Annotated in this window: 19 protein-coding genes and 3 tRNA genes; 11 read left to right on the top strand and 11 right to left on the bottom strand. The window is 45.3% G+C overall.

Annotated elements, in window-relative coordinates; genetic code table 11:
- Positions 1 to 280 precede the first annotated feature (280 nt).
- The gene (locus ABNK31_RS16025) at positions 281 to 1,489 is read right to left on the bottom strand and encodes a hypothetical protein (RefSeq protein ID WP_418893437.1); all 1,209 of its coding nucleotides are present in this window, start codon (positions 1,487 to 1,489) and stop codon (positions 281 to 283) included.
- 67 nt (positions 1,490 to 1,556) lie between these two features.
- A tRNA-Gly gene (locus ABNK31_RS16030) sits at positions 1,557 to 1,629 on the bottom strand.
- Between the two features lie 112 nt (positions 1,630 to 1,741).
- Here ABNK31_RS16030 and ABNK31_RS16035 point away from each other — a divergent pair.
- Positions 1,742 to 1,815: transfer RNA gene (locus ABNK31_RS16035), tRNA-Pro, on the top strand.
- Between the two features lie 173 nt (positions 1,816 to 1,988).
- Positions 1,989 to 2,861 (top strand): VIT1/CCC1 transporter family protein, encoded by an 873-nt coding sequence (locus ABNK31_RS16040; RefSeq protein WP_418893438.1) that lies wholly within the window; start codon positions 1,989 to 1,991, stop codon positions 2,859 to 2,861.
- A 474-nt stretch (positions 2,862 to 3,335) separates the two neighbouring features.
- Here the strand turns inward: ABNK31_RS16040 and ABNK31_RS16045 are convergent, their stop codons facing one another.
- The 8 genes from ABNK31_RS16045 to mnmA all read right to left on the bottom strand — a co-directional run bounded on the left by ABNK31_RS16045 (position 3,336) and on the right by mnmA (position 10,353).
- A complete protein-coding gene (locus tag ABNK31_RS16045; RefSeq protein ID WP_418893439.1) occupies positions 3,336 to 4,097 on the bottom strand; it encodes a hypothetical protein in 762 nt (253 codons plus the stop codon).
- 89 nt (positions 4,098 to 4,186) lie between these two features.
- On the bottom strand, positions 4,187 to 4,834 hold the full coding sequence (locus ABNK31_RS16050; protein WP_418893440.1) for a hypothetical protein: 648 nt from the start codon (positions 4,832 to 4,834) through the stop codon (positions 4,187 to 4,189).
- Between the two features lie 12 nt (positions 4,835 to 4,846).
- Positions 4,847 to 6,991, bottom strand: coding sequence for a TonB-dependent receptor (locus ABNK31_RS16055; RefSeq protein ID WP_321579684.1), 2,145 nt, complete (start codon positions 6,989 to 6,991; stop codon positions 4,847 to 4,849).
- 25 nt (positions 6,992 to 7,016) lie between these two features.
- Entirely contained in the window at positions 7,017 to 7,316 is a 300-nt protein-coding gene (locus tag ABNK31_RS16060) for a winged helix-turn-helix domain-containing protein (protein WP_418895431.1), read from the bottom strand.
- Positions 7,316 to 7,897 (bottom strand): hypothetical protein, encoded by a 582-nt coding sequence (locus ABNK31_RS16065; protein ID WP_418893441.1) that lies wholly within the window; start codon positions 7,895 to 7,897, stop codon positions 7,316 to 7,318. The genes ABNK31_RS16060 and ABNK31_RS16065 overlap by 1 nt, the downstream gene beginning before the upstream one ends.
- Before the next feature lie 134 nt (positions 7,898 to 8,031).
- Positions 8,032 to 8,499 (bottom strand): Lrp/AsnC family transcriptional regulator, encoded by a 468-nt coding sequence (locus ABNK31_RS16070; protein ID WP_418893442.1) that lies wholly within the window; start codon positions 8,497 to 8,499, stop codon positions 8,032 to 8,034.
- Between the two features lie 122 nt (positions 8,500 to 8,621).
- Positions 8,622 to 9,266 (bottom strand): trimeric intracellular cation channel family protein, encoded by a 645-nt coding sequence (locus tag ABNK31_RS16075; RefSeq protein WP_418893443.1) that lies wholly within the window; start codon positions 9,264 to 9,266, stop codon positions 8,622 to 8,624.
- 22 nt (positions 9,267 to 9,288) lie between these two features.
- Positions 9,289 to 10,353, bottom strand: coding sequence for a tRNA 2-thiouridine(34) synthase MnmA (mnmA, locus tag ABNK31_RS16080; protein ID WP_418893444.1), 1,065 nt, complete (start codon positions 10,351 to 10,353; stop codon positions 9,289 to 9,291).
- A 309-nt stretch (positions 10,354 to 10,662) separates the two neighbouring features.
- On the opposite strand from mnmA, the gene recJ reads away from it, so the two are divergent.
- Together recJ and ABNK31_RS16090 are read left to right on the top strand one after the other, a co-directional pair.
- Positions 10,663 to 12,384, top strand: coding sequence for a single-stranded-DNA-specific exonuclease RecJ (gene recJ, locus ABNK31_RS16085; RefSeq protein WP_418893445.1), 1,722 nt, complete (start codon positions 10,663 to 10,665; stop codon positions 12,382 to 12,384).
- 18 nt (positions 12,385 to 12,402) lie between these two features.
- Positions 12,403 to 14,322: a RecQ family ATP-dependent DNA helicase gene (locus ABNK31_RS16090; RefSeq protein ID WP_418893446.1), complete on the top strand. Its 1,920-nt coding sequence runs from the start codon at positions 12,403 to 12,405 to the stop codon at positions 14,320 to 14,322.
- 35 nt (positions 14,323 to 14,357) lie between these two features.
- On the opposite strand, the gene ABNK31_RS16095 is transcribed toward ABNK31_RS16090, so the two are convergent.
- Positions 14,358 to 14,431: transfer RNA gene (locus ABNK31_RS16095), tRNA-Arg, on the bottom strand.
- A gap of 321 nt (positions 14,432 to 14,752) precedes the next feature.
- On the opposite strand from ABNK31_RS16095, the gene ABNK31_RS16100 reads away from it, so the two are divergent.
- From ABNK31_RS16100 to larB, 7 genes are all read left to right on the top strand, one after another.
- Complete coding sequence (locus tag ABNK31_RS16100) at positions 14,753 to 15,856, top strand: sensor histidine kinase (RefSeq protein WP_418895432.1); 1,104 nt, start codon at positions 14,753 to 14,755, stop codon at positions 15,854 to 15,856.
- Between the two features lie 15 nt (positions 15,857 to 15,871).
- Entirely contained in the window at positions 15,872 to 16,591 is a 720-nt protein-coding gene (locus tag ABNK31_RS16105; RefSeq protein WP_418895433.1) for a LytR/AlgR family response regulator transcription factor, read from the top strand.
- 213 nt (positions 16,592 to 16,804) lie between these two features.
- The gene (locus ABNK31_RS16110) at positions 16,805 to 17,617 is read left to right on the top strand and encodes an SDR family oxidoreductase (RefSeq protein ID WP_418893447.1); all 813 of its coding nucleotides are present in this window, start codon (positions 16,805 to 16,807) and stop codon (positions 17,615 to 17,617) included.
- A 73-nt stretch (positions 17,618 to 17,690) separates the two neighbouring features.
- Positions 17,691 to 18,770 (top strand): sugar kinase, encoded by a 1,080-nt coding sequence (locus ABNK31_RS16115; protein ID WP_418893448.1) that lies wholly within the window; start codon positions 17,691 to 17,693, stop codon positions 18,768 to 18,770.
- A gap of 3 nt (positions 18,771 to 18,773) precedes the next feature.
- Positions 18,774 to 20,057 carry a lactate racemase domain-containing protein gene (locus ABNK31_RS16120; protein ID WP_418893449.1) on the top strand — a complete coding sequence of 428 codons (1,284 nt, stop codon included), beginning with the start codon at positions 18,774 to 18,776 and terminating at the stop codon, positions 20,055 to 20,057.
- Between the two features lie 2 nt (positions 20,058 to 20,059).
- Positions 20,060 to 20,869 (top strand): ATP-dependent sacrificial sulfur transferase LarE, encoded by an 810-nt coding sequence (larE, locus tag ABNK31_RS16125; RefSeq protein ID WP_418893450.1) that lies wholly within the window; start codon positions 20,060 to 20,062, stop codon positions 20,867 to 20,869.
- Between the two features lie 4 nt (positions 20,870 to 20,873).
- Positions 20,874 to 21,545: a nickel pincer cofactor biosynthesis protein LarB gene (larB, locus tag ABNK31_RS16130; RefSeq protein ID WP_418893451.1), complete on the top strand. Its 672-nt coding sequence runs from the start codon at positions 20,874 to 20,876 to the stop codon at positions 21,543 to 21,545.
- The last annotated feature ends 14 nt before the right edge of the window (positions 21,546 to 21,559 follow it).

Raw genomic sequence — 21,559 nt, forward strand, 5'->3', positions numbered from 1 at the left:
CCGCTTCACGGTACTCCCCTTATCGTAAGGGGAGAGTAGAGAGATCGGACTCCGCAACTGTTTCCTTAAGATAAGGGGACGAGCGAGGAACGAGCGGAGGGGGCACGTTTAGGTCGCTTTGCGGATAATCATATTTTTTTATATACGAAAAGACCTTTAACCGGTTTATTATTCTTTCGCCTCTCGCCGGAAGAACGTTGAAAATTTCTTCCCCTTCATCCTCCATCCGAAATACAAAGCCGGACTTAGGCAGATCAATGCGGATACAAGAGTATTCGTTTTAAAATGGGCTCATGCTATGCGATGGAATAAGGCTTTCGTATTCTTGAAAAATCAATGCATAAGCCATATATTTGGTTTCTTCCGTGACGGGCGTCATGGGCAAACAGCCGGACACGATTTTACGGCGTTCGACCCTCAACGAATATTTTCGCTCTAATTCGCCGGCATGAGCCAAAGCATCCCCCGGGCGTTTAAAATAATCTATTTTGAATACCCCCGAAGCATTCTTCTGTAAAAACCGATCATAAAAACCCCGGGCTAACACCCCCATATTCATCCGCATATTGATTTCTACACAGGGCTGTATGCGAAAACCGTGACGGGTGCGGCAAATCATCATGTCGACACCGATATACCCGTTGTAGCGAGGAAAATATTCCGCCAATTTACGGGTCAATAACGCCCGCAGGATTAGAAAGTCTTCTAACGGAGCATACGCGGCCAACACGGTTTCAATTTTTTCATCCGCCAGCAAATAATTCCCTTCGTATGCCCCTGAAGCCGTTGTACGGAATAAAGAGTATCCGGCAAATGAGGCGTCCCCGCCGGACATTCGATATTCAAAGGCAAAATCAAGCACTTTATCCAAAACCGGCTCGACAACCACCCCGCCTTGTTGGCGAATCACCCGCCGGCACCAGTCCATTTGCTTATCGGTAATCTTCCCTTTAATCCATACAAGCCCTTTTCCGCTACCGGAGTTGGGCTTTTTCAAGACCGAATCGCTTTTCTGCATGGATAAATAGGTAAAAGCCTCCTCGGGGTGAGTAAAATAATCAGATTGACCGTAAAAAAGAGGATTGACCGCCTTCAATTCGCGGAGCATTTTCACAGCATACTGCCTATCAGAATACATTTTGAGACGTTCAATATCGGCGACAGAGGGCAAGCGAGGCTCCGCGACTCCCGCCTCGATCAATTTCTTTCGTAAAGCAAGATTCCATCCCCAAGGAATAATTTGTTCTTCGCGATAAACGGGAAGCTCGCTGAAAGGAACAAAAGCCGGCTCCACGGTAAAATATTGCTGGACTTTTTGTATGAATGATTGGATATCTGTTCTCTCGAGAATAATCGATTCCCCCTCGGGTGCGTACCATATCGGCAATAAGGCTAAATCGCGTGCCATATCCAACGCCGAAGTGGGCGGGGTATAATGCGGATGGGAGTGCGCCAAAGCAAGATCGGTGTCGGGATTAAAAAGATACATGTTAAAACGGAAGTGTATACTAAAAAATCCGTCAAACGGTTTTTTCGAGAGACGGATTTTGGTGAAGAGCGGCAAACGAGATTCGAACTCGCGACCCTCAGCTTGGGAAGCTGATGCTCTACCAACTGAGCTATTGCCGCAAATGCACTGCAAATGTAGGGAATTTTTCCGTTCGTTATCGCATCGAAAGCGTTTTTTTTATGATTATTGTTCGGATTGAATAAAAAAATAGTAACTTTGCAGCCACAAAATCGGGATGTAGCACAGTTGGCTAGCGCGCCACGTTCGGGACGTGGAGGTCGGGTGTTCGAGTCACCTCATCCCGACTGATTTTCTAAAGGACAGAATGGCTTCGCGGCGGTTCTGTTCTTTTCATTTTATTTGTGCTTTCTTTTGCCGTCTTAAAATGTTTTCTTACGTTTGAATCTTTAAAATAAAAAAACAACGTCTCACCCACTTGTCCGTCACAATAATGTTTGGATTGTAAACACAGACTGTTATGAAACTAAAAGAAAAAGACAGAAAAACCTTCCTCCGTTTTCAACGGGAAGAGATCACCGCACATATCATATATCAGAAACTGGCGTCGATAGAAAAAGAGGCGTCTAACCGCCGGATATTGGAGGGTATCGCTGCTCAGGAAGCGACTCATTATGATAACTTGAAGCGCTACACGGGCATCGATGTAAAGCCCTATCGGCGGGGAATAGTAAAATATTACTGGCTAGCGCGCGTTTTCGGGATTACCTTCGCTATCAAATTGATGGAAGCTGACGAAGAAAGTTCCAGCTTTACGTATGCGGCTTATACCGATTATCCTGAGCTACTGCAAATGGCGCAAGAAGAAGAAATGCACGAAAATGAACTGATCGCGATGATTAAAGAGGAACGCCTTTCGTATATGGGCTCGGTCGTGCTGGGCCTCAACGACGCTTTGGTCGAATTCACGGGGGCGTTAGCCGGATACACCATGGCGTTGAACGACAGCAAGTCGATTGCTTTTATCGGCAGCATCACGGGCATTGCCGCCGCCCTGTCGATGGCTTCATCGGAATACCTTTCCACCAAATCGGAAACCGATACCGGTAAGCATCCCGTCAAATCGGCCCTTTACACCGGTATCGCCTATTTAATCACGGTGTTGGCGCTCATCACGCCGTTTATCCTCTTCGAAAATGTTTTGATCAGTCTCATCGTCATGCTGGCGATGGCAATCCTCATCATCGGCCTGTTTAACTATTATTATTCGGTGGCGAAGAGTGAGAACTTCCGGAAGCGTTTCGGCGAAATGGCCGTACTCAGTCTGGGCGTTGCGCTGATCAGTTTTTTGATCGGATTCGCTCTAAAACAAGTTATCGGCATCGAGATATAATGACACATTACCGAGAGCGCCGCTCAGAGCAGCACTCTCGATAGCAGGAACAGCGCCTTTGCCCACAGGGAAGCTTCCCGAGGACTCCGAAAGTCATTCTGTATACAAAGGGGCCGTTTCGGAGGGCTCAGGATCTTCCTCCTTGCGCAAGGGGGAGCTTCCCGAGGGCTCGGGAAAGGAAACCGTGCACACAGGGACGTCTGCCGAGACCTCCGGAACAGAGTCCATGCACAAGGGGAGACTTCCGGAGAGCTCCGAAAGTTCACCCGTGTACAGGGGGAAAGTTCCCGAGATCCGGAGAAGTTCTTATAAATTCAAATAACCTTTTAGAGCCGTCCTCAATGTTTTTTCTAATACCCATTTCTGAAACAAGGAGGAAAGAAGATTGATCCGCTATTTCCAATATCATTCTAAAGGATAAACTACACACTCCGGGGAAAAGACGAAGGGTGCATAAATCGGCAAAAGCGAATGCTAAAAGCAGAAATCAATTGCGGCGGAAAGCCCTATTCTGCGTATTTTGCGGGATATATCCCCGTTCTCATACCGTTCTTCCCACTGATTGTAATATTCCATTTTTGATACCGATCCATAAAGCCCATTGGTTTGTATGCTTATTCCGGCAAAAGGCGCAAGCTGATACCGGATAGCTGCCGATAACGCAAAACCTGCCGTAATCCCTTTATGATCCGCCGCTCCTATTTTTTCTCCGGGAAATTGCTCCGGGGATACATATCCGGAAACAATATAGCGGGTTTCCTTCTCTATCCTTGACAATTTATCGTGCAACAACACGACACCGGCATTGGTTACAATCATCCATTTTGAATTTCCTAAAGGCCATCTGGCATAAAAGGCGGGGCCTACTATATGTATCTCTTCTTTAAAAGAAAGCGATTTATATTCATAGACGGGAGAATCGTATGCCTGTTCCGTAAATTCACGGTAAGATTCTTCTTCGTAGTTTGACTTGTAAAAAGCATATTTCACGCCGACGCCATAATTTTTGGTGAAAAACCAGGCTCCATCGAAGCCGGGTGAGAATCCTCTTTTCGTTGCAGGAAGGAGTAGTTTCTCTGATAAAATAGTGTTTGACGCCCCTAACGCAAAGTCCGGGCCGGCATGAACAGCCAGATAAAATCGCCGGTATTCCGCGCCATTCTTTACGGATTGTCCGTACATCGGGAAAATAAGAAGCATGCACAAGGCAGCCGTGAGAAGTCGTTCGGTTTTCATCGTTCACGAAATTTTGTAAAACACGTAATGAGCAAAAAATCAATCTGAAATTCGGGACAAATATAGTCGATTTATTTAAAATATCGTTATCAAATTATATAAGAAAGATACCTCTCTCCCCAATGCGGAAGTATCGGGTCTTTCGCTTCCCTTGAAAATAATTCCTTCGCTTTATCATGCTGCACCTTTGCAATTCTTTTCGAATGTAGCATTTCAGGCAATTTTTGCTCGAAGAATGCCAATAAGCAAACAGGTCGCGGGTTATCGGCATCCAGTTCCATTGCTTTTTCAAAAGCCGAAATGGTATTCGTAAAATATATTCGGCCGTTGTTAGCCGGATCGGACACTATTAAAGCCATATAATAATACCCTTCGAGCGTAACTATTTCGGACATATCTCCGTTTTCGTATTCTTTTAGTAATGCCAAGTTCTTCTTCGACTCCTCCAGGAGGCGTCCTGAATTTGCGCTTTTAGGATCCAGATAGAAAGACGTGAGGTCGGCATAGATAACATAATAAAGAGACAGCCAGTCGTCGGGATATAGCCGGTGCACCCTCTCAAAAACCATTCTGCATAGTTGAATATCGTCTTTTTGGGTAAGAGTGTCCATTTGTTCAACGGCCGATTTCATCGTCGTTATATACAACGAATCGGCATTCGTTTCGGCCTGAACAGAAAAAAAGAATAATGAGAACGGAACACATAGTAAAACTGTTTTTAAATGCTTTGATTTCATATTATTTTCATTTTAAAAATTAGAGACATCGTAGGCGATATTCTTTCCGAGAGTAATAAAAACTCCGATATAAAACGATTGGTTTTGCTGAAGTTTAACCGGCCTCTCGATATATTGCCCTTTCGTATTTTTTGCATATTCATAATTAAAGATATTCTCCCGGTTAAATATATTGGACCAGGAAGCATAAATAATTACATTCTTGTGTGCAAGAAAAGTATAACTTAAATCCAACGAATTGTAAACAGGAGCGGTTGAATTCATATATCCCGGTTTATCGGGATGATGATACGGTCGTCCGCTTGCCGTACGGTTAGTCAGGCCAATGACGCTTTTCATATCAAAGTTCGAATACTTAAGCGTAAAAGAAACATTATGCCTGGTCGCGTAATTGGGCCTCACCTTTTCCGGAAAACCGTCCAGGCTCCTTTTGGTATCATTATAAGAATAAGCGATCATATAATTCCAGTGCTTCATAAATTCGTAATCGTTAAAAAACACATCTATTCCTCTGCTGTACCCACTACCGTCCGAAACATATCCGCCATTCCGGATATGCGCAAGATCCGAATACTGTTTGTGATAAAACTCCACTCTGTATATCTTGCTGTTTTCCTGATAGTAAATACAGAATAAAGATTGGAGGCTCTTCTCTTGATCCAGTTTAGGATTGTCCCTCAAAAAATCATTAGATGCACTCTGTTGATACCTGCCGAGTACACCGGAAAAATGGATTTTATTCCACTGATAACCTAAGGCGATTCTTGGCAAGAAAGCGAACGATTTATTCATTCCGGCATATTCCGCACGCGACGAGATATTTAAGAACAAACCACGCGTCAGATTCAAATCATTAGATATAAATACCCCATGAATATTATTGCTATAGCCTGTTTGGGAGGATTGATGATAATCGTATTGCAAGTCCTTATCTTTGACCAGACTTTCCGCTCCGGCGTCAAATTTATACCTATTACTGAATCGCTTACCCGCTTTTACCTTTACATGCCATTCCTGCTCTTTATCTCCCGCTTTATCCCCCACGAGTTGTAAGTTACGGATATTTCTGTTATTGAGGGAGTATGCAATACCCGCAAACCAATTAAATCCATTCTCCTGTTTTTTTCGAAAGGTGGCGTTCAAATAGGCATTATCTTCATCCAAATCAAAATCGCGAAGATGAGAATCCGGCAAGTCGGATTGAATTAAATTCAATCCGGTCTTGTCATACGCAAAATACGTTTTGAGATAGGTGTCCTTACCGAGTTCGAAACGAAGTTGATTCTGTGCTCCAAACTTGCGGTAAGGCTCCTTCCAATTCTTTTTAACTGAGGGATAGAACAGTGTATTATATAAAGACAAATCGGTATAATCCACATTGAAAGAGGCCGATCCTTTCTTCCATGCTTTGGTCCCTCCACTGCCGATACTCACATTCATAATCTCAACGCCGAACTTTGAAATGTCGCTGACATTTTTTGTTTCCAACGGCAATACCGCCGACAAACTCTGCGAATATTCCGAAGAATATCCGCCCGTTGAGAAATGAATGCCTTCGAAGAGGAAAGGAGAATACCGTCCCCATGAACTAAAGTTACCGGAACTGAACGTATAAGGGCTTAAGACATGCATATCGTCGATATACGTTTGCGTCTCGCGGGAAGAGCCTCCTCTGACAATCAACCGTCCGTCAACACCTGAAGCTTGCGTGCCCGGCAACAGCGAAACCGCCTTGTATAAATCTCCCTCCGAGCCGGCGGTTGTAACCAAATCCACCGCATTTTTATTTTCCAACGTAGAAGAACTCATTATACTGTAACTACCCACCGTAATGACTATATCATTTAAGATCGTCTCATCGGAATGCAATACAATGGTAATATCCTCAAAAGAATCTGGAAGTCCGGTTTTCAGAAAAGTTTGGTAACCGATTGAAGAAGCTATCAATGTAATCGAATCTTTCGCCGCAATGCTGAGGCGAAAGCTACCGTCCACTCCTGTAACAGCACCCTTCAGCGTTTCTTTTACATATACATTTACAAAGGAGAGGGGATTTCCCGCCTCATCCTTTACCGACCCTGCAATATGCGTCATTGTTTGCGAAAAGACAATGCAGTAGCATACGCTCAGCCCTACCATAAGAGCCAATCGCTTCATAATAAATTAAATATAAATTACGGATTTAATCCTTCGATCCGGACAGATTAAGATATCCTTTTAGCGCCTCCACATATCTTTCAAACGCGCTCACACCTTTCGGCGTGATTTTACAAACGGTACGGGTCCGTTTACCGGCAAATCCTTTCTCGACTTGAATATAGCCGGCCTCGTTCAATTTATCGATTTGGACGCTGAGATTCCCCGACGTGGCGTTTGTTTTCTCTTTAAAGTAATTAAAATCGGCTTCCTCTACCGATATAAGAATAGAAATGATCGCCAACCGGAGCTCGGAATGGAGCAGTGGATCGAGCGTTTCAAACATCATTGTTTTCTCCCTTTATAATAAAGTATATGACCGGGAATCACCATCGTTACCAGAAAAATGGCAGCAAAAATCAATATCGAATCTACTCCTTTCACAAAAAGGCATAATGTAGACAATAGGATGCCTCCCAATCCTGCAAAAACAATGGGCTTAAAGCGAATTACCAGTCCCGTAATAACAACGCCGGTTCCCATCAGTAAGACGATAATAAACAAAATAGGAAGGGGCCAATAGAAAAATATCGCCACAGAGGAAACAATAACCCCTGATATGCCGAAAGCCAGCCAGATATATCCGATAACCTTATCGATATAGGTTTTCACGCCTTTCACTTGTTTCCGATTCCAGAGAAAAGTGACGGGCGCTCCGATTATCAGAATTAAGAACCAAAGATAATTCCACCGGGGGTCGCCCGTAGCCGAAAATAAATACCAAACGATTAAGGACACACAAATAGTTGTATATCCCCATATCAAAAAAGGAGCTCCATTACCCTTTTCTAATTTCTGCTGTGTATTGCGGATCATGCGGGAAATTAATTCCAGGCTTTCCTTTTCATTCAAATTTTTTTCTTCCATTTCAGTAAAAATAAATTGTTGTTATTTCAGTTTACAAATGCATTCGGATGCAAATATAAATCAGTTTAGATTATAAACCAAATAATCTGCAATAAAATTCCAACATTTAACATTATAAAGAAGGAAGTCTGTGATTATGGATTATTTTTAATGATAGGAATTTCTCGTTTCACACTCTGGCTCAATGAAATCATTGTTTCAGTAGCCACTACTCCGGGAATTTCCTGTATTTTATTGTTCAAAAGATCCATCAGATGTTCGTTATCTCTGGCATATAACTTAATAAGGAGCGTATAAGGGCCGGTGGTAAAATGGCACTCCGTCACTTCCGGTATTTTTTCAAACTCGGGTATGACATTCTTATACATGGATCCTTTTTCGAGTTTCACCCCGATATAGGCGCTGGATGCATAGCCTAATATTTTAGGATTCACATGATAACCCGATCCGGTAATGACGCCGTTCTCGATCATTCGTTGTACACGTTGATGAATAGCCGCACGCGAAACACCGCATTGCTCGGCTACATCCCTGAAAGGAATTCTGGCATTTTGCGAAATAATTTCAAGAATTTGTTTGTCTAATTTATCTATTTTCTCCATATGGAAATCATTTTTATGAAAATAACGCCCAAAAGTAATAAATTTATGCGATATACTGACAATTTGAAAAAGAAATTTCGTATTATTTCACGTTTATCGTCACTCTTGCAAAAAAAAGATAGTTATTCTCCTTTTATAATAGGAAGATGCCAACGAAACTTTACGGCTAATATCCGGATTAAAATAACCACTCCGGCAGTAATGATTTCATTCGCAATAAGCGGAATAGGGAGCATTTGCAAGACAACGAACACGATCCCCCCGATGACACAAGCAAGGGCATAGATTTCTTTTCTGAAAATCAGGGGAATTTCATTAATCAATACATCGCGAAGCATCCCTCCCACCGCACCTGTTATCACTCCCATAATGACGCCGACCCACGGATCGAACCCTAACAGGACTGTTTTTTCAACACCTACTACCACAAAAAGCCCCAATCCAATACTGTCGAAAATAAAAAAGGTGTTGTTCAAGCGCACTAACTGCTTATGGAAAATGATGACAAAAATAAACGCCAGAAACGTGGCCCACAAATACACGGGATTTTCCATCCAGAAAGGCACGACATCGATAAACAAGTCGCGCAGCGTCCCTCCTCCTATCGCCGTGACAAATCCCACGACAAAAGCGCCGAACCAATCGAAATGTTTGGCCGAAGCCAATCGTATTCCACTGATTGCAAAGGCAAAAGTTCCTAAAAACTCAATGATGCTGAAAAATTGTATATTGCTGAAAAAAACAATGAATGAATCGAACTCTAACACGGACGAATATTCTCTTCGGTGATTAAATAATCATTCCACTCCCCAAACACAGATGCCGGTCGCTATCGTACACCACGCCGAACTGCCCGGCGGCAATTCCCTGCACGGGCGCTTCGGAACGGATCGTATACAAGTCGCCGACCTTTGTTATTTTGCCGGAAGTGAATTCGGGGGTGTGGCGTATCTTAAAGGCGATATCCTTTTCGTCGTCAAAATCGCCCCATACATCGCGCGTAATAAACGAAAAACCCTGCAAACGGATCACATCGCCATATTGAAATTCAGTATCGTATCCTTTCGAGACATAGACAATATTCCGATCGACATCTTTTTTAATCACAAACCAGGGCCCTCCGCTCAGACCAAGTCCCTTGCGTTGCCCGATGGTATGGAACCAATATCCCTGATGCTTGCCGATAATATTTCCGGTCTCGAACTCGACGATAAGGCCTTCTTTTCGTCCCAGATACCGCTCGATAAAATCATTATAGTTAATCTTTCCGAGAAAACAAATCCCCTGGCTGTCCTTTCGTTGCGCCGAAGGCAGTTTTTGCCGGGCGGCGATATCCCGGACTTCCGATTTCAGCAGATCCCCTATGGGAAACATCAGTTTGGACACCTGCATATAATTGATTTGCCCCAGGAAATACGTTTGATCTTTTACGTGATCTTTAGCCGTAGAAAGCCACCGCAAGCCATCGATGTCGGTGGTTGTGGCATAATGTCCGGTAGCAATACGATCGAACGAATGCCCCCACTTCTCCTCAAAAACACCGAACTTGATGAGTTTATTGCACATCATGTCGGGATTCGGAGTCAATCCGCGTTTGACGGATTCGATGGTATAATGGACCACCCGCTCCCAATATTCCTCCTGAAGCGATACCACTTCGAAACGGCATCCATACTTTTTTGCGATGAACGAAACAATTTCAATATCTTCTTCCGAAGGACAATCGATGTATCCATCCTTGTCCTCCATACCGATTTTTATATAGTAAATAACCGGATCGTAGCCCATCTCCTTCAATCGATAAACAACGACAGAGCTGTCTACTCCTCCTGATACCAACGCGGCGATTTCCATTTTTTTTGTCGAATTTTCCGCACAAAGGTACGAATAAGAATCGGAACAATAAAAAGCGTATCCTTTGCCGGGATATTGCCCGAACCGACACTCCGATAAAGTAAAAAAAACAATTATTTATCGCACAAATATCCAAAAACAATAAAATAGTAGTATCTTTACGTTCAATTTTCAATGATAAATTTTGGCGCGGTAATGGCTGCCTAAAACAGGCAATGCGGCTATCGTCATGGCGATTAAGCTGATAAGTTGCTTTTTGTTTCCGGAATACGATTCCGGCCTTCGAGAGAAAGAAAATAAAACAACATAATGACTTATAAATGGAATTATTTAACCCTATCACCCGATAAAAAAAATACTCAAAATGAATTAGCAGAAGAATTAAATATACATCCGGTATTCGCCAAGCTTTTAATAAATAGAGGCATAAAGACTAAAGAGGAGGCCGAAAAGTTTCTACATCCGCGTTTGGAAGACTTGCACGATCCTTTCCTGATGCCCGATATGGAAAAAGCTATCAAGCGAATAGAGACGGCTTTAGGCAATAAAGAGCGGATTCTTATCTACGGGGATTATGATGTCGATGGGACGACCGCCGTATCGTTGGTGTATAAATTCTTACGCAAAATAACGAGTAATATCGATTACTATATTCCGGACAGGTATGACGAGGGATACGGAATCTCTTTTCGAGGGATAGATTATGCCCTGAGCACGGGCGTGAAGCTCATTATCTCGCTCGACTGCGGTATTAAAGCGATAAGCAAGGTGGCTTATGCGAAAGAAAAAGGAATCGACTTCATCATTTGCGACCATCACATGCCCGACGACGAATTACCCGATGCGGTGGCGGTCGTCGATGCCAAACGCACCGATTCTATTTATCCCTACAGTGAATTATCGGGCTGCGGGGTGGGGTTTAAACTCGTTCAGGCTTTTTCGCAACGCAACGGGTTCCCTTTCGAGGATATCGAACCGTTATTAGATTTGGTAGCCGTAAGCATCGCTTCGGATATCGTTCCGCTCACCGGCGAAAACCGGGTGATGATTTCTTTCGGCCTGAAGCAGTTAAACGGCAATCCGAGTTTCGGATTAAGGGGAATCATTGAAATTTGCGGGTTAGCGCGCAAAAACATCACCGTGAATGATATTGTCTTTAAAATCGGGCCGCGCATAAACGCCTCCGGACGCATGATGAATGGCAAAGAGGCTGTCGACCTCATGTTGGCAACCGACATGGATGCGGCACGAGAGAAGAGCAAAAATATCGACAAGTATAACGAAGATCGCCGCGAGCTGGATAAGAAGATTACCGAGGAGGCAATCGACTATATCGAACACCACCTCGATATTGAAAATTTGAGAAGCATCATCTTATATAATGAGAACTGGCATAAAGGGATCATCGGGATTGTCGCTTCGAGGCTTACCGAAAAATATTACCGCCCGACCATCGTACTGACCAAATCGAACGACATGATGATTTCAGGCTCGGCGCGTTCCGCTTCGGGATTCGATGTCTATAAGGCCATCGATGCCTGCAAAGATATTCTTGAAAACTTTGGCGGCCACATGTATGCCGCAGGGCTTACGCTACGCGAAGAGAATCTGCCCGAATTTACCCGGCGCTTCAACTCGCTCTCTTTTGACGGTATTGAGTCGCGCATGATGACTCCGCAAATAACGGTGGATGCCGAGATTCCCCTTTCGCAAATCACCCACGAGTTCGTACAGGAGTTGGCGCTTTTCAGTCCTTTCGGCCCGGAAAATGAAAATCCCCTCTTTATGACGAAAGGGGTACGGGATTCGGGCGGCAGTAAACTCGTCGGCAAAGGTTTGCGGCATATCAAACTAGAAATTGTCGATGACAGCATTTCGGCCCCGGTTCAAGCCATAGCCTTCTCTAAGCACTCCTATTTTCAACGAATTAAAGAAGGCCAACCGATTGATATTTGTTATACAATCGAAGAGAATACTCATGGTTCGAGATCATTTATACAGCTTTTGATTAAAGATATACGCGATAGATAATCGATAAAAGGAGCGTGTATGCAATCGGAATTGTTTCACGAAATACTGAAAAAATATTGGGGGTATAGCTCCTTTCGGCCGCTTCAGGAAGAAATCATTCAATCGGTATGGGAGGGGAAAGATACCCTCGGGCTCATGCCCACCGGCGGAGGAAAGTCTTTGACTTTTCAAGTGCCGGTGATGGCTATGGACGGTATTTGCCTCGTGGTGACACCGCTCATTGCGTTGATGAAAGATCAGGTCGACACTCTCCGGGAAAAGGGCATTAAGGCCGCAGCGGTATACTCGGGAATGCCTCGGAGCGAAATCATCGGGACATTAGAAAATTGTATTTTCGGGGATTTCAAATTCTTATATGTTTCCCCCGAAAGGCTTTCTTCCGATATATTCATTACGAAGCTTCAAGCAATGAAAGTCTGCCTGCTGGTGGTAGACGAGTCGCACTGTATTTCTCAATGGGGATACGACTTTCGCCCTTCGTATTTGAAAATTGCCGAACTGCGCACATTGTTTCCCGACGTTCCCGTTCTGGCTCTGACAGCCACCGCCACCCAAACCGTCGTGAAAGATATCCAGGAAAAGCTGAACTTCAAGGAAAAAAACGTCTTCCGGAAAAGTTTCGAACGGAAAAACCTCTCTTATGTCGTCCGCGTAGCGGAGGATAAAATCGGCGAACTCATCCACATCCTCCAGTCGGTTCCCGGCACAGCCATCGTTTACGTACGGAGCCGGCAAGAGACGAAGGCGGTCGCCAAAGCCTTGCAACAAGCCGCCATTCCGGCCGATCATTTCCACGCCGGCTTGTCGCACGAGGAAAAAAATCATAAGCAAAACGAATGGAAGAAGGGCAAAAGCCGGGTAATGGTCGCGACCAACGCCTTTGGCATGGGCATCGACAAGGCCGACGTGCGAGTCGTCGTGCATCTCGATCTGCCTAACTCGCTCGAGGAATATTATCAGGAGGCGGGGCGCGCCGGGCGCGACGGAGACCGGGCTTATGCCATCATCCTCTACGCAAAAGCCGATAGCGTAAAACTAAAAAAGCGCATCACCGACGCCTTTCCCAAAAAAGAGCTTATTATACGGGCATACGAAGCGCTTGGTAACTATCTCCAGGTAGCCGTGGGGTCGGGATATAACCGTGTTTTCGATTTCGATCTGCAAGAGTTTTGCCAACGTTTCAAACTTCCGTTCCTTCAAACACACCACGCCCTGAAAATACTCGAACTTGCGGGATATGTTGAGTATACCGAAGAAATCGATATGCACTCGCGTGTACGGTTTTTGATTATGAGAGACGAGCTATATACGATCCACCTCGAGGCGGAGGTTGACGATCTCGTTCACACGCTGCTGCGAAGTTACACCGGCGTTTTTTCCGATGATGTGTACATCGACGAATCTTTTCTGGCTATCCAGACAGGTCTGTCGCGCCGTAAAGTATGCGAAATATTAGTCCATTTAGGAAGAATGCGCTACATCCGCTATATTCCTCAAAAGAAAACACCCTTTATTATTTTCACGTCGCCGCGGGAAGACACTCCTTTCATCTCCATTCCGAAGATTGTTTACGAAGATCGGAAAAAACGGTTTGAAAAACGCATTCATTCCATGATCGACTATGTGGAAACAGACGATATATGCCGCAGCCGGATGTTATTAAGCTATTTCGATGAAAAGGACCCGCAAGATTGCGGCTTTTGCGATGTGTGTCTGAAGAGAAATGAAACGGGACTATCGAATTTTGAATTCAAGCAGATCCGTAACGCGTTACAGGTGCAATTGAAAAAATATCCATCCATGCGATTACAGGAATTAGTCGATTCCATAGACGCGGAAAACAGCAAGAAGATCATCAAAACGCTCCGGTTCTTGATCGATCTCGGGGAATTCTCCCTAAAAGACGATATCATTTCTTTTTCCAACGAAAAAGATTAAAAAAGAAAAGGCTACCGAGTGGAAGTAGCCTTTTGTGATCCCGACAGGATTCAAACCTGTAACCTTCTGATCCGTAGTCAGATGCTCTATTCAGTTAAGCTACGGGACCCTATTTCGTTTCTAATGTGCCTGCAAAGATAGACTTTTTTTGATAAACACACAAAAAATTATCTGCGATAAAGTTCTTTTTTTCTTCTTGAAAACCCAATCGAAACAGAGATATCTATTGGTAAAAACGGTTTTAACTGACCGGATAAGTGTTATTGAAGGAATTATAGGTATTTTTGTAGCTTTCGCATTGACCGTTGCGGTTAGATGGGCGGCGGCGTGACCGGTGTTTATCCGATCGAAAGTAAAGAAAAAAAGAACAGGAAGAAGAATGGATAAGAAAAAAGAAAATACTTCCGGAGGTACGCGAAAGTGGTCGATCATGCCGCCGAAAGGACGGTACACGATCTCCTATACGCAAGTTACGGAAAACCTGTTTATACATCTTGCCGCATGGTGCATTATCTTCGGATTGCCGCTGTTTTTTCTGAGTCAGGGAAATTTCTCATGGATCAACTTCCTGCTGTTCGTCCCTGTTCCGGTCTGCTTTATGATCGTATTCTACAGTAACTATTTCTATTTGATCGATCATTTCTTGTTCGAGAACAAAAAGAACGAGTTTCTGCTCATCAACATCGCGCTCATTTTGGGAACGGCATTACTTATCCATCTTTGGCATGAATTTTCCTTGACATTGAATCTCGCCGGCGGAAAGTCTCTTTTCGGGGAAGGAAAATCTCCGAATGAATCACCGCAACCGGAAAAATGCCGGCTCATTCCGATTATCCTCTTTTTCCTTCGCGATGTGGTTTCGCTCACATTGGTTGTCATCCTGAGCACAGCCATTAAGATGAGCCGCCGATGGGCGAAGATCGAAGTCGAACAAAAGGAAATGCAACAAGCGATGATAGAGGCCGAGTTAAAAAATCTCAAGAATCAGATCAACCCTCATTTTCTGCTGAACACACTGAACAATATCTATGCGCTGGCGCAGCTCAATTCGCCGAAAGTGAAACCGGCGATTCTCGATTTGAGCCGCCTATTGCAATATGTACTCTACGAAAATAACACCTTACATGTTCCTCTGAAAGAAGAAGTCAATTTCATTCGCAACTATATCGACCTGATGCGGTTACGTCTGCCGGAAGACGCACGCCTCACCATTACGTTCGACATTAAGGAGAACAGCACGGTGATGATCGCCCCGCTTATCTTCATCTCCCTGATAGAAAATGCGTTTAAGCACGGAATGAGCAGCGGCGAACATTCGTTTGTCGACATCTCCCTGACGGAAAAAGAAAACGGGCGTATCGAATTCTTGTGCAGTAATAGTTATTTCCCGAAAAACGAGTCGGATAAAAGCGGCAGCGGCATCGGCCTGCAGCAAGTCAAAAAGCGGCTCGAATTACTATATCCCTATCGGCATATGTGGCACAAGGAGATAAAAGAGGGCACCTACTCCACCGTATTAATCATCGATACTTAATCAAACAACATGAACCTGATACTCACTTGTTGGATCATAGACGACGAACCCCTGGCCTTAAGCTTGTTGGAAACGTACATCCGCGATACGCCCGGCCTCCGCATGACGGGGAAATACAACAATCCCGTTTCGGCGATGCAGGATATCGTGACCCAGAAAGTCGATTTGATTTTTCTCGATATCCAAATGCCGCGCATCAACGGCATGGAATTAGCCCGCTTGATCCCCCCCGAAACAAAAATTGTTTTTATTACCGCTTTCAAAGAATACGCACTCGAAGGCTATCGGGTAAACGCTTTCGATTATTTGCTGAAGCCGGTCTCATACGACGAATTTCTAACTACCTTCCGGAAAGCGCAAGAGTGGTTCGCAGCCATTGCTAAAAACAATTCCGGACACCAGTCGCCACTCCAAACCGACGCCGTGTTCGTCAAATCGGAACATCGACTGATCCCGGTCTTTTTTAAAGACATCCTCTATATTGAAGGGTTGAAAGATTATATTAAAATTTACACACTCCACCAAGACCGGCCGATTATCACATTGGAATCGATGAAAAATATGGAAACCCTGCTGCCGGACATGCTGTTTCTACGGGTGCACCGATCGTTCATCGTCCGGAAAGACAAAATACAAACCGTCAACCGTAACCGACTGACGGTAGCCAATCGGGAAATCCCCATCGGAAGGACCTACAAGCAAGAGGTGCTCCACTATATCGACTCACTGTCATAGAAACCGTCGCTTCCTGAGTTCAATTTAGAAGTGAAACACCCTGGAAACAGCTATTATCACCCTGTAAAAACCGGTCCCGTTTTTAACGCAACGATAAACATTTCGTTTTCCGACAACCATTTTACGCAAAAAAACAGAAATTTAGGCATTCGTTTTTCTATATTTGCAACCAAATGACTGAAATGAATCATTAAAGGATTAAGGAACTGAACTATGTACGAACTATTTAACATCAATAATAAAGTAATCGTTATGACGGGAGGTACCGGCGTATTAGGCACTTCCATGGTGAGTTATCTGGCGGCGCATGGAGCGAAAGTGGCGGTGCTCGCGCGCAACAAAGCCAAAGGCGATGCCTTGGTAGAACACGTCAAAGCAAACGGCGGCGATGCGATCTTCCTCCAAACCAATGTCACCGACAAAGCGATCCTTACGCAAAACGCCGAAGAAATCATCCGGGAATACGGACGCATCGACGTGCTTATCAACGGCGCAGGGGGCAACATGCCGGGAGCGACCATCGCACCGGATAATACGATTCTCGACCTCAACATCGACGATTTCCGCCAAGTGGTCGATCTTAATTTGATGGGCACGGTCATCCCCACCCTCGTCTTTTCCGAATATATGGTTCAGCAACGGCAGGGAAACATCGTGAATATTTCATCGGCATCTGCTCTACGTCCCCTGACGCGCGTAGCAGGATACGGGGCCGCTAAGGCAGCGGTATCGAATTTCACCAAGTATCTGGCGGGAGAGTTGGCGCTTAAGTTCGGCGAGAATTTTCGCGTGAATGCGCTTTGTCCGGGATTTTTCATCACGGAGCAAAACAGGGCTTTGCTCACCCATCCCGACGGCACCTACACCGATCGCGGAAACACCATCATCGCCCATACGCCTTTCAAACGTTTCGGAGAACCGGCCGAACTGTTAGGGACATTGCATTATCTGGTCAGCGACGCCTCGAAGTTCGTTACCGGCACCATCGCCGTGGTCGATGGCGGCTTCGACGCTTTTAGTATTTGATGGATAAAAGATTGATTGAAGATTGGCAAGAGATTGAATAAGATTGAGAAATTAAATCATCATAATAAACAATATGACACTCGTATTAAAACAAGACTGTAAATATTCTCTACTGGTAGCCACCAGCATGGGCGTGCGCATTACGCCCGTCAATGCCCAGCCGGTACACAGCAGCCGGCTCTTTGAAATGCAGGCAACCAGCGCTGAAACGAATGTGGCAAGCATTTCTTCCTCCTTAGGATTACCGGTAAAAGTGTTGACTGCTTTTGTAAAGGATAGCCCGATAGCGGCCTTTATCAAATCAGATCTTCGCCACAGGAATATGGACTATGAAGGGCCCGAAGTACCGCAAGGCGGGCCCTGGGGATACCGTCACCAGTTTAATATAGCCGATACCGGCTTCGGATTACGCGGCCCTCGGGTGCAAAACGACCGGGCGGGTGAAGTAGGCCGCACATTGAACGCCAAAGATTTCGACCTCGAACGTATTTTCGGACAAGAAGGTGTGCAAATCGTGCATCTTTCCGGCTTAATCGCCGCATTATCGCCCGAGACGAGCGAGTTTTGCGTGGAAATCGCCCGTACGGCAAAAAAACACGGGTCATTGATATCCTTCGACCTGAATTACCGAGCATCCTTTTGGGAAGGACGCGAAACGGAATTAAAAACGGCATTCTCCGAAATTGCTTCATTATCGGACATCCTTATCGGCAACGAAGAAGATTATCAACTTTGCCTCGGCATCGAAGGCCCTAAAGCCGGCGGAGAAGATATCGGCGCCACGATGGATGCTTTCAAGGGGATGATCGCAAACGCCCAAGCGGCCTATCCCAATGTGACCGTGTTCGCTAATACGTTGCGCGAAGTGGTGAGTGCAAATGAACATCTTTGGGGCGCTATTGTTTTTGAAAATGACCGGTGGCATATCATCCGCCCGCGAAAGATTTACGTCCTCGACCGCATCGGCGGCGGAGATGGCTTTGTAGGCGGATTATTGTATAGCATTCTAAAAGGTTGGAACCCGGAGAAGTGGACGCAGTTCGCTTGGGCAAGCGGAGCCTTGGCTACGACTTTCCTCACCGATTACGCACAGCCGGCCGATGAAGAAATGGTTTGGAGTATTTGGTTGGGCAACGCCCGCGTAAAACGATAAGTTATGGCTTGGTTTTTTGAAAGAAAAGAAGAGATTGGGCGGGAAGAGATGAAATCGCTGGTTATAAAAAGCGCCAACGAATGTTTAAACCGGATTTGTAAGAAGCCCAAAAAGGTCTTGTTACTTCCCCCTGATATTACAAGGGCTCATAGCGGAGCGGGATGGATAACCGAAATATTCTACAACTTCTTCGCTCAAATGGCGGAGGTGTATGTCATACCCACCTTGGGGCAACATGTGCCGCATACGGAAGAACAGAACCGGTGGATGTTCGGAAACATCCCGGAAGATAAAATTCTGAAGCACAATTGGCGTACCGACGGCAAACGCCTTGGAATCGTTCCGGCCGATTATGTAAAGAAAATCACCGGCGGGCTTGCCGATTGGGATATTCCTATCTCCATCAACCGGCTTGTAATGGAAGAACCATGGGACATAATCATCAATATCGGGCATGTGGTTCCGCATGAGGTATTGGGATTTGCCAACCACAACAAGAACTATTTCATCGGCCTTGGCGGAAAAGATACCATTTGCGCCTCGCATATGGCGGCGGCTTGCTATGGCATCGAAAAAAACTTAGGCTCGCTGGTAACACCGCTAAGGCATTGCTATAATAAAGCGGAAAACGAATTTCTGGGCAACTTGCCGGATGTCTATGTTCAGCTCGTAATGGCTTATAACGATGAAGGGAAACTGGTTCACACGGGGTTCTATTGCGGCAACGATTTAGACACGTATATTCAAGCTGCCAAACAGTCCATGGCGCAAAATATTACCATCGTACCTCCATTAAGAAAAGTGGTTGCGGTGATGCAAGGGGATGAATTTTTCAGTACCTGGGTGGCGAACAAGGCCATATACCGCACGCGCAAGGCAATGGCCGACGGCGGGGAACTCATCATCATCGCTCCGGGACTAAAACGTTTCGGAGAACAAGACGAGGTGGACGCCATCATCCGGAAATACGGTTATTCGGGAACCGAAAAGATCATGAAATACTGGAAAAAAAACGACGACCTGCAAGACTTGACGCATGCCACCGCTCACTTGATACACGGCTCGTCGGAAGGTCGGTTTGAAATCACATACGCTCCCGGACATCTTTCCAAAGAGGAAATAGAAGGAGTCAACTTCCATTATCTCGATTATCAAAAGGCGATCGACATCTATTCTCCCGACAAACTGCAAAACGGATTCAATACGTTGCCCAACGGAGAAGAAATTTATTTTATCAGTACGCCATCGGCCGGTTTATGGACAACAAAAGAGAAACTGAATATATAACGATGAACCCCGATCTCCTGAAAAAATATGATGCCCTTAGGAGTCATCTCCGCCAACTCGGCAGTGCAGTGGTAGCCTTTTCCGGAGGAGTCGACAGCTCTCTTTTGGCGAAAGTATGTCATGATGTATTAGAAAACCGGTGCCTGGCTGTGACGATTGTTTCCCCGATGATCCCCGCATGGGATTTGGACGATGCCAAGACGCTCGCTTCGCAAATAGGAATAGAACATATCCTCGTCGAAGAACAAACAATCGATGCTGAAATTAAGCGAAATCCCGCGAATCGGTGTTATTTTTGTAAAAAGATCGAATTCGGCACCATCGTGGATATGGCAAAAGAAAGAGGTTTTCACATCGTAGTAGACGGTTCCAATGCCGATGATACGAAAGATTACCGGCCGGGGGCAAAGGCGATAGCCGAATTGAAAGTGATGAGTCCTTTGAAAACGGCGGGATTAAATAAAAAAGAAATAAGGCTTCTTTCGAAACATCTCGGATTGCCGACGTGGGACAAACCGGCTTACGCGTGTCTGGCGTCGCGCATTCCTTACGGAGAAGAGATTACAACGGAAAAACTGAGTCGCATCGGAAAAGCGGAAAAATATATGCATTCTCTCGGATACCGCGAAGTAAGAGTCCGCAGCCACGGTTCCATTGCGCGAATCGAACTCAACCCCGAAGACCGGGCGCGTTTTTGCGATCCGTCTACGATGGACCGGGTTTCCAAACAACTCAAAGCATTCGGATTTCTATATGTCTGCTTAGAGTTGGAAGGATATTCGATGGGCAGTTTAAACAGAAATATAGTATAACCGGATGAAGAAGAAAGAGATTGGTTACGAAGATATTGATTTTGCGAAGATAGATTATTTACGTCAAGAACGTACCGGACAACCGGAAGTAATTTTCTGTCAGGGGAAAACGCCGGAGCAAGTCGTGGCCATTACAGAATCGATCATTCGTAATGGCGGCAATGTCTTAGGTACCAAGGTCTCGGACGCGATGTACCGATTCGTATCCGAACGCGTAGAAGGGGTGATTTATAATCACACCGCTCAAACCTTCCGCATCATGCGGCACGAGCCGGCAACCACCGATAGCTACATCGCCATTGTTTGTGCGGGGACATCCGACTTGCCGGTGGTAGAAGAAGCTTACGAGACCGCCGTATTTTTAGGAAATAAGGTCGAAAAAATCGTAGACGTAGGCGTTGCGGGCATTCATCGTCTATTCGATAAACTCGAGATAATCAGAGGGGCGAAAGTCGTCATCGTCGTAGCCGGAATGGAAGGAGCATTGGCTTCGGTCGTATCGGGACTGGTGAGCAGTCCCGTCATCGCCGTTCCTACAAGCGTCGGATACGGAGCAAGCCTGCACGGTATCGCTGCCTTATTGAGCATGCTCAACAGTTGCACACCGTTATGCGTCGTGAACATCGATAACGGATACGGGGCAGCTTGTCAGGCAAGTAAAATTAATAAACTATAGGGCCGTTTCTACCC

The sequence above is a fragment of the Limibacterium fermenti genome, assembly GCF_041902845.1.
Taxonomy (GTDB): Bacteria; Bacteroidota; Bacteroidia; order Bacteroidales; family Dysgonomonadaceae; genus Limibacterium; species Limibacterium fermenti.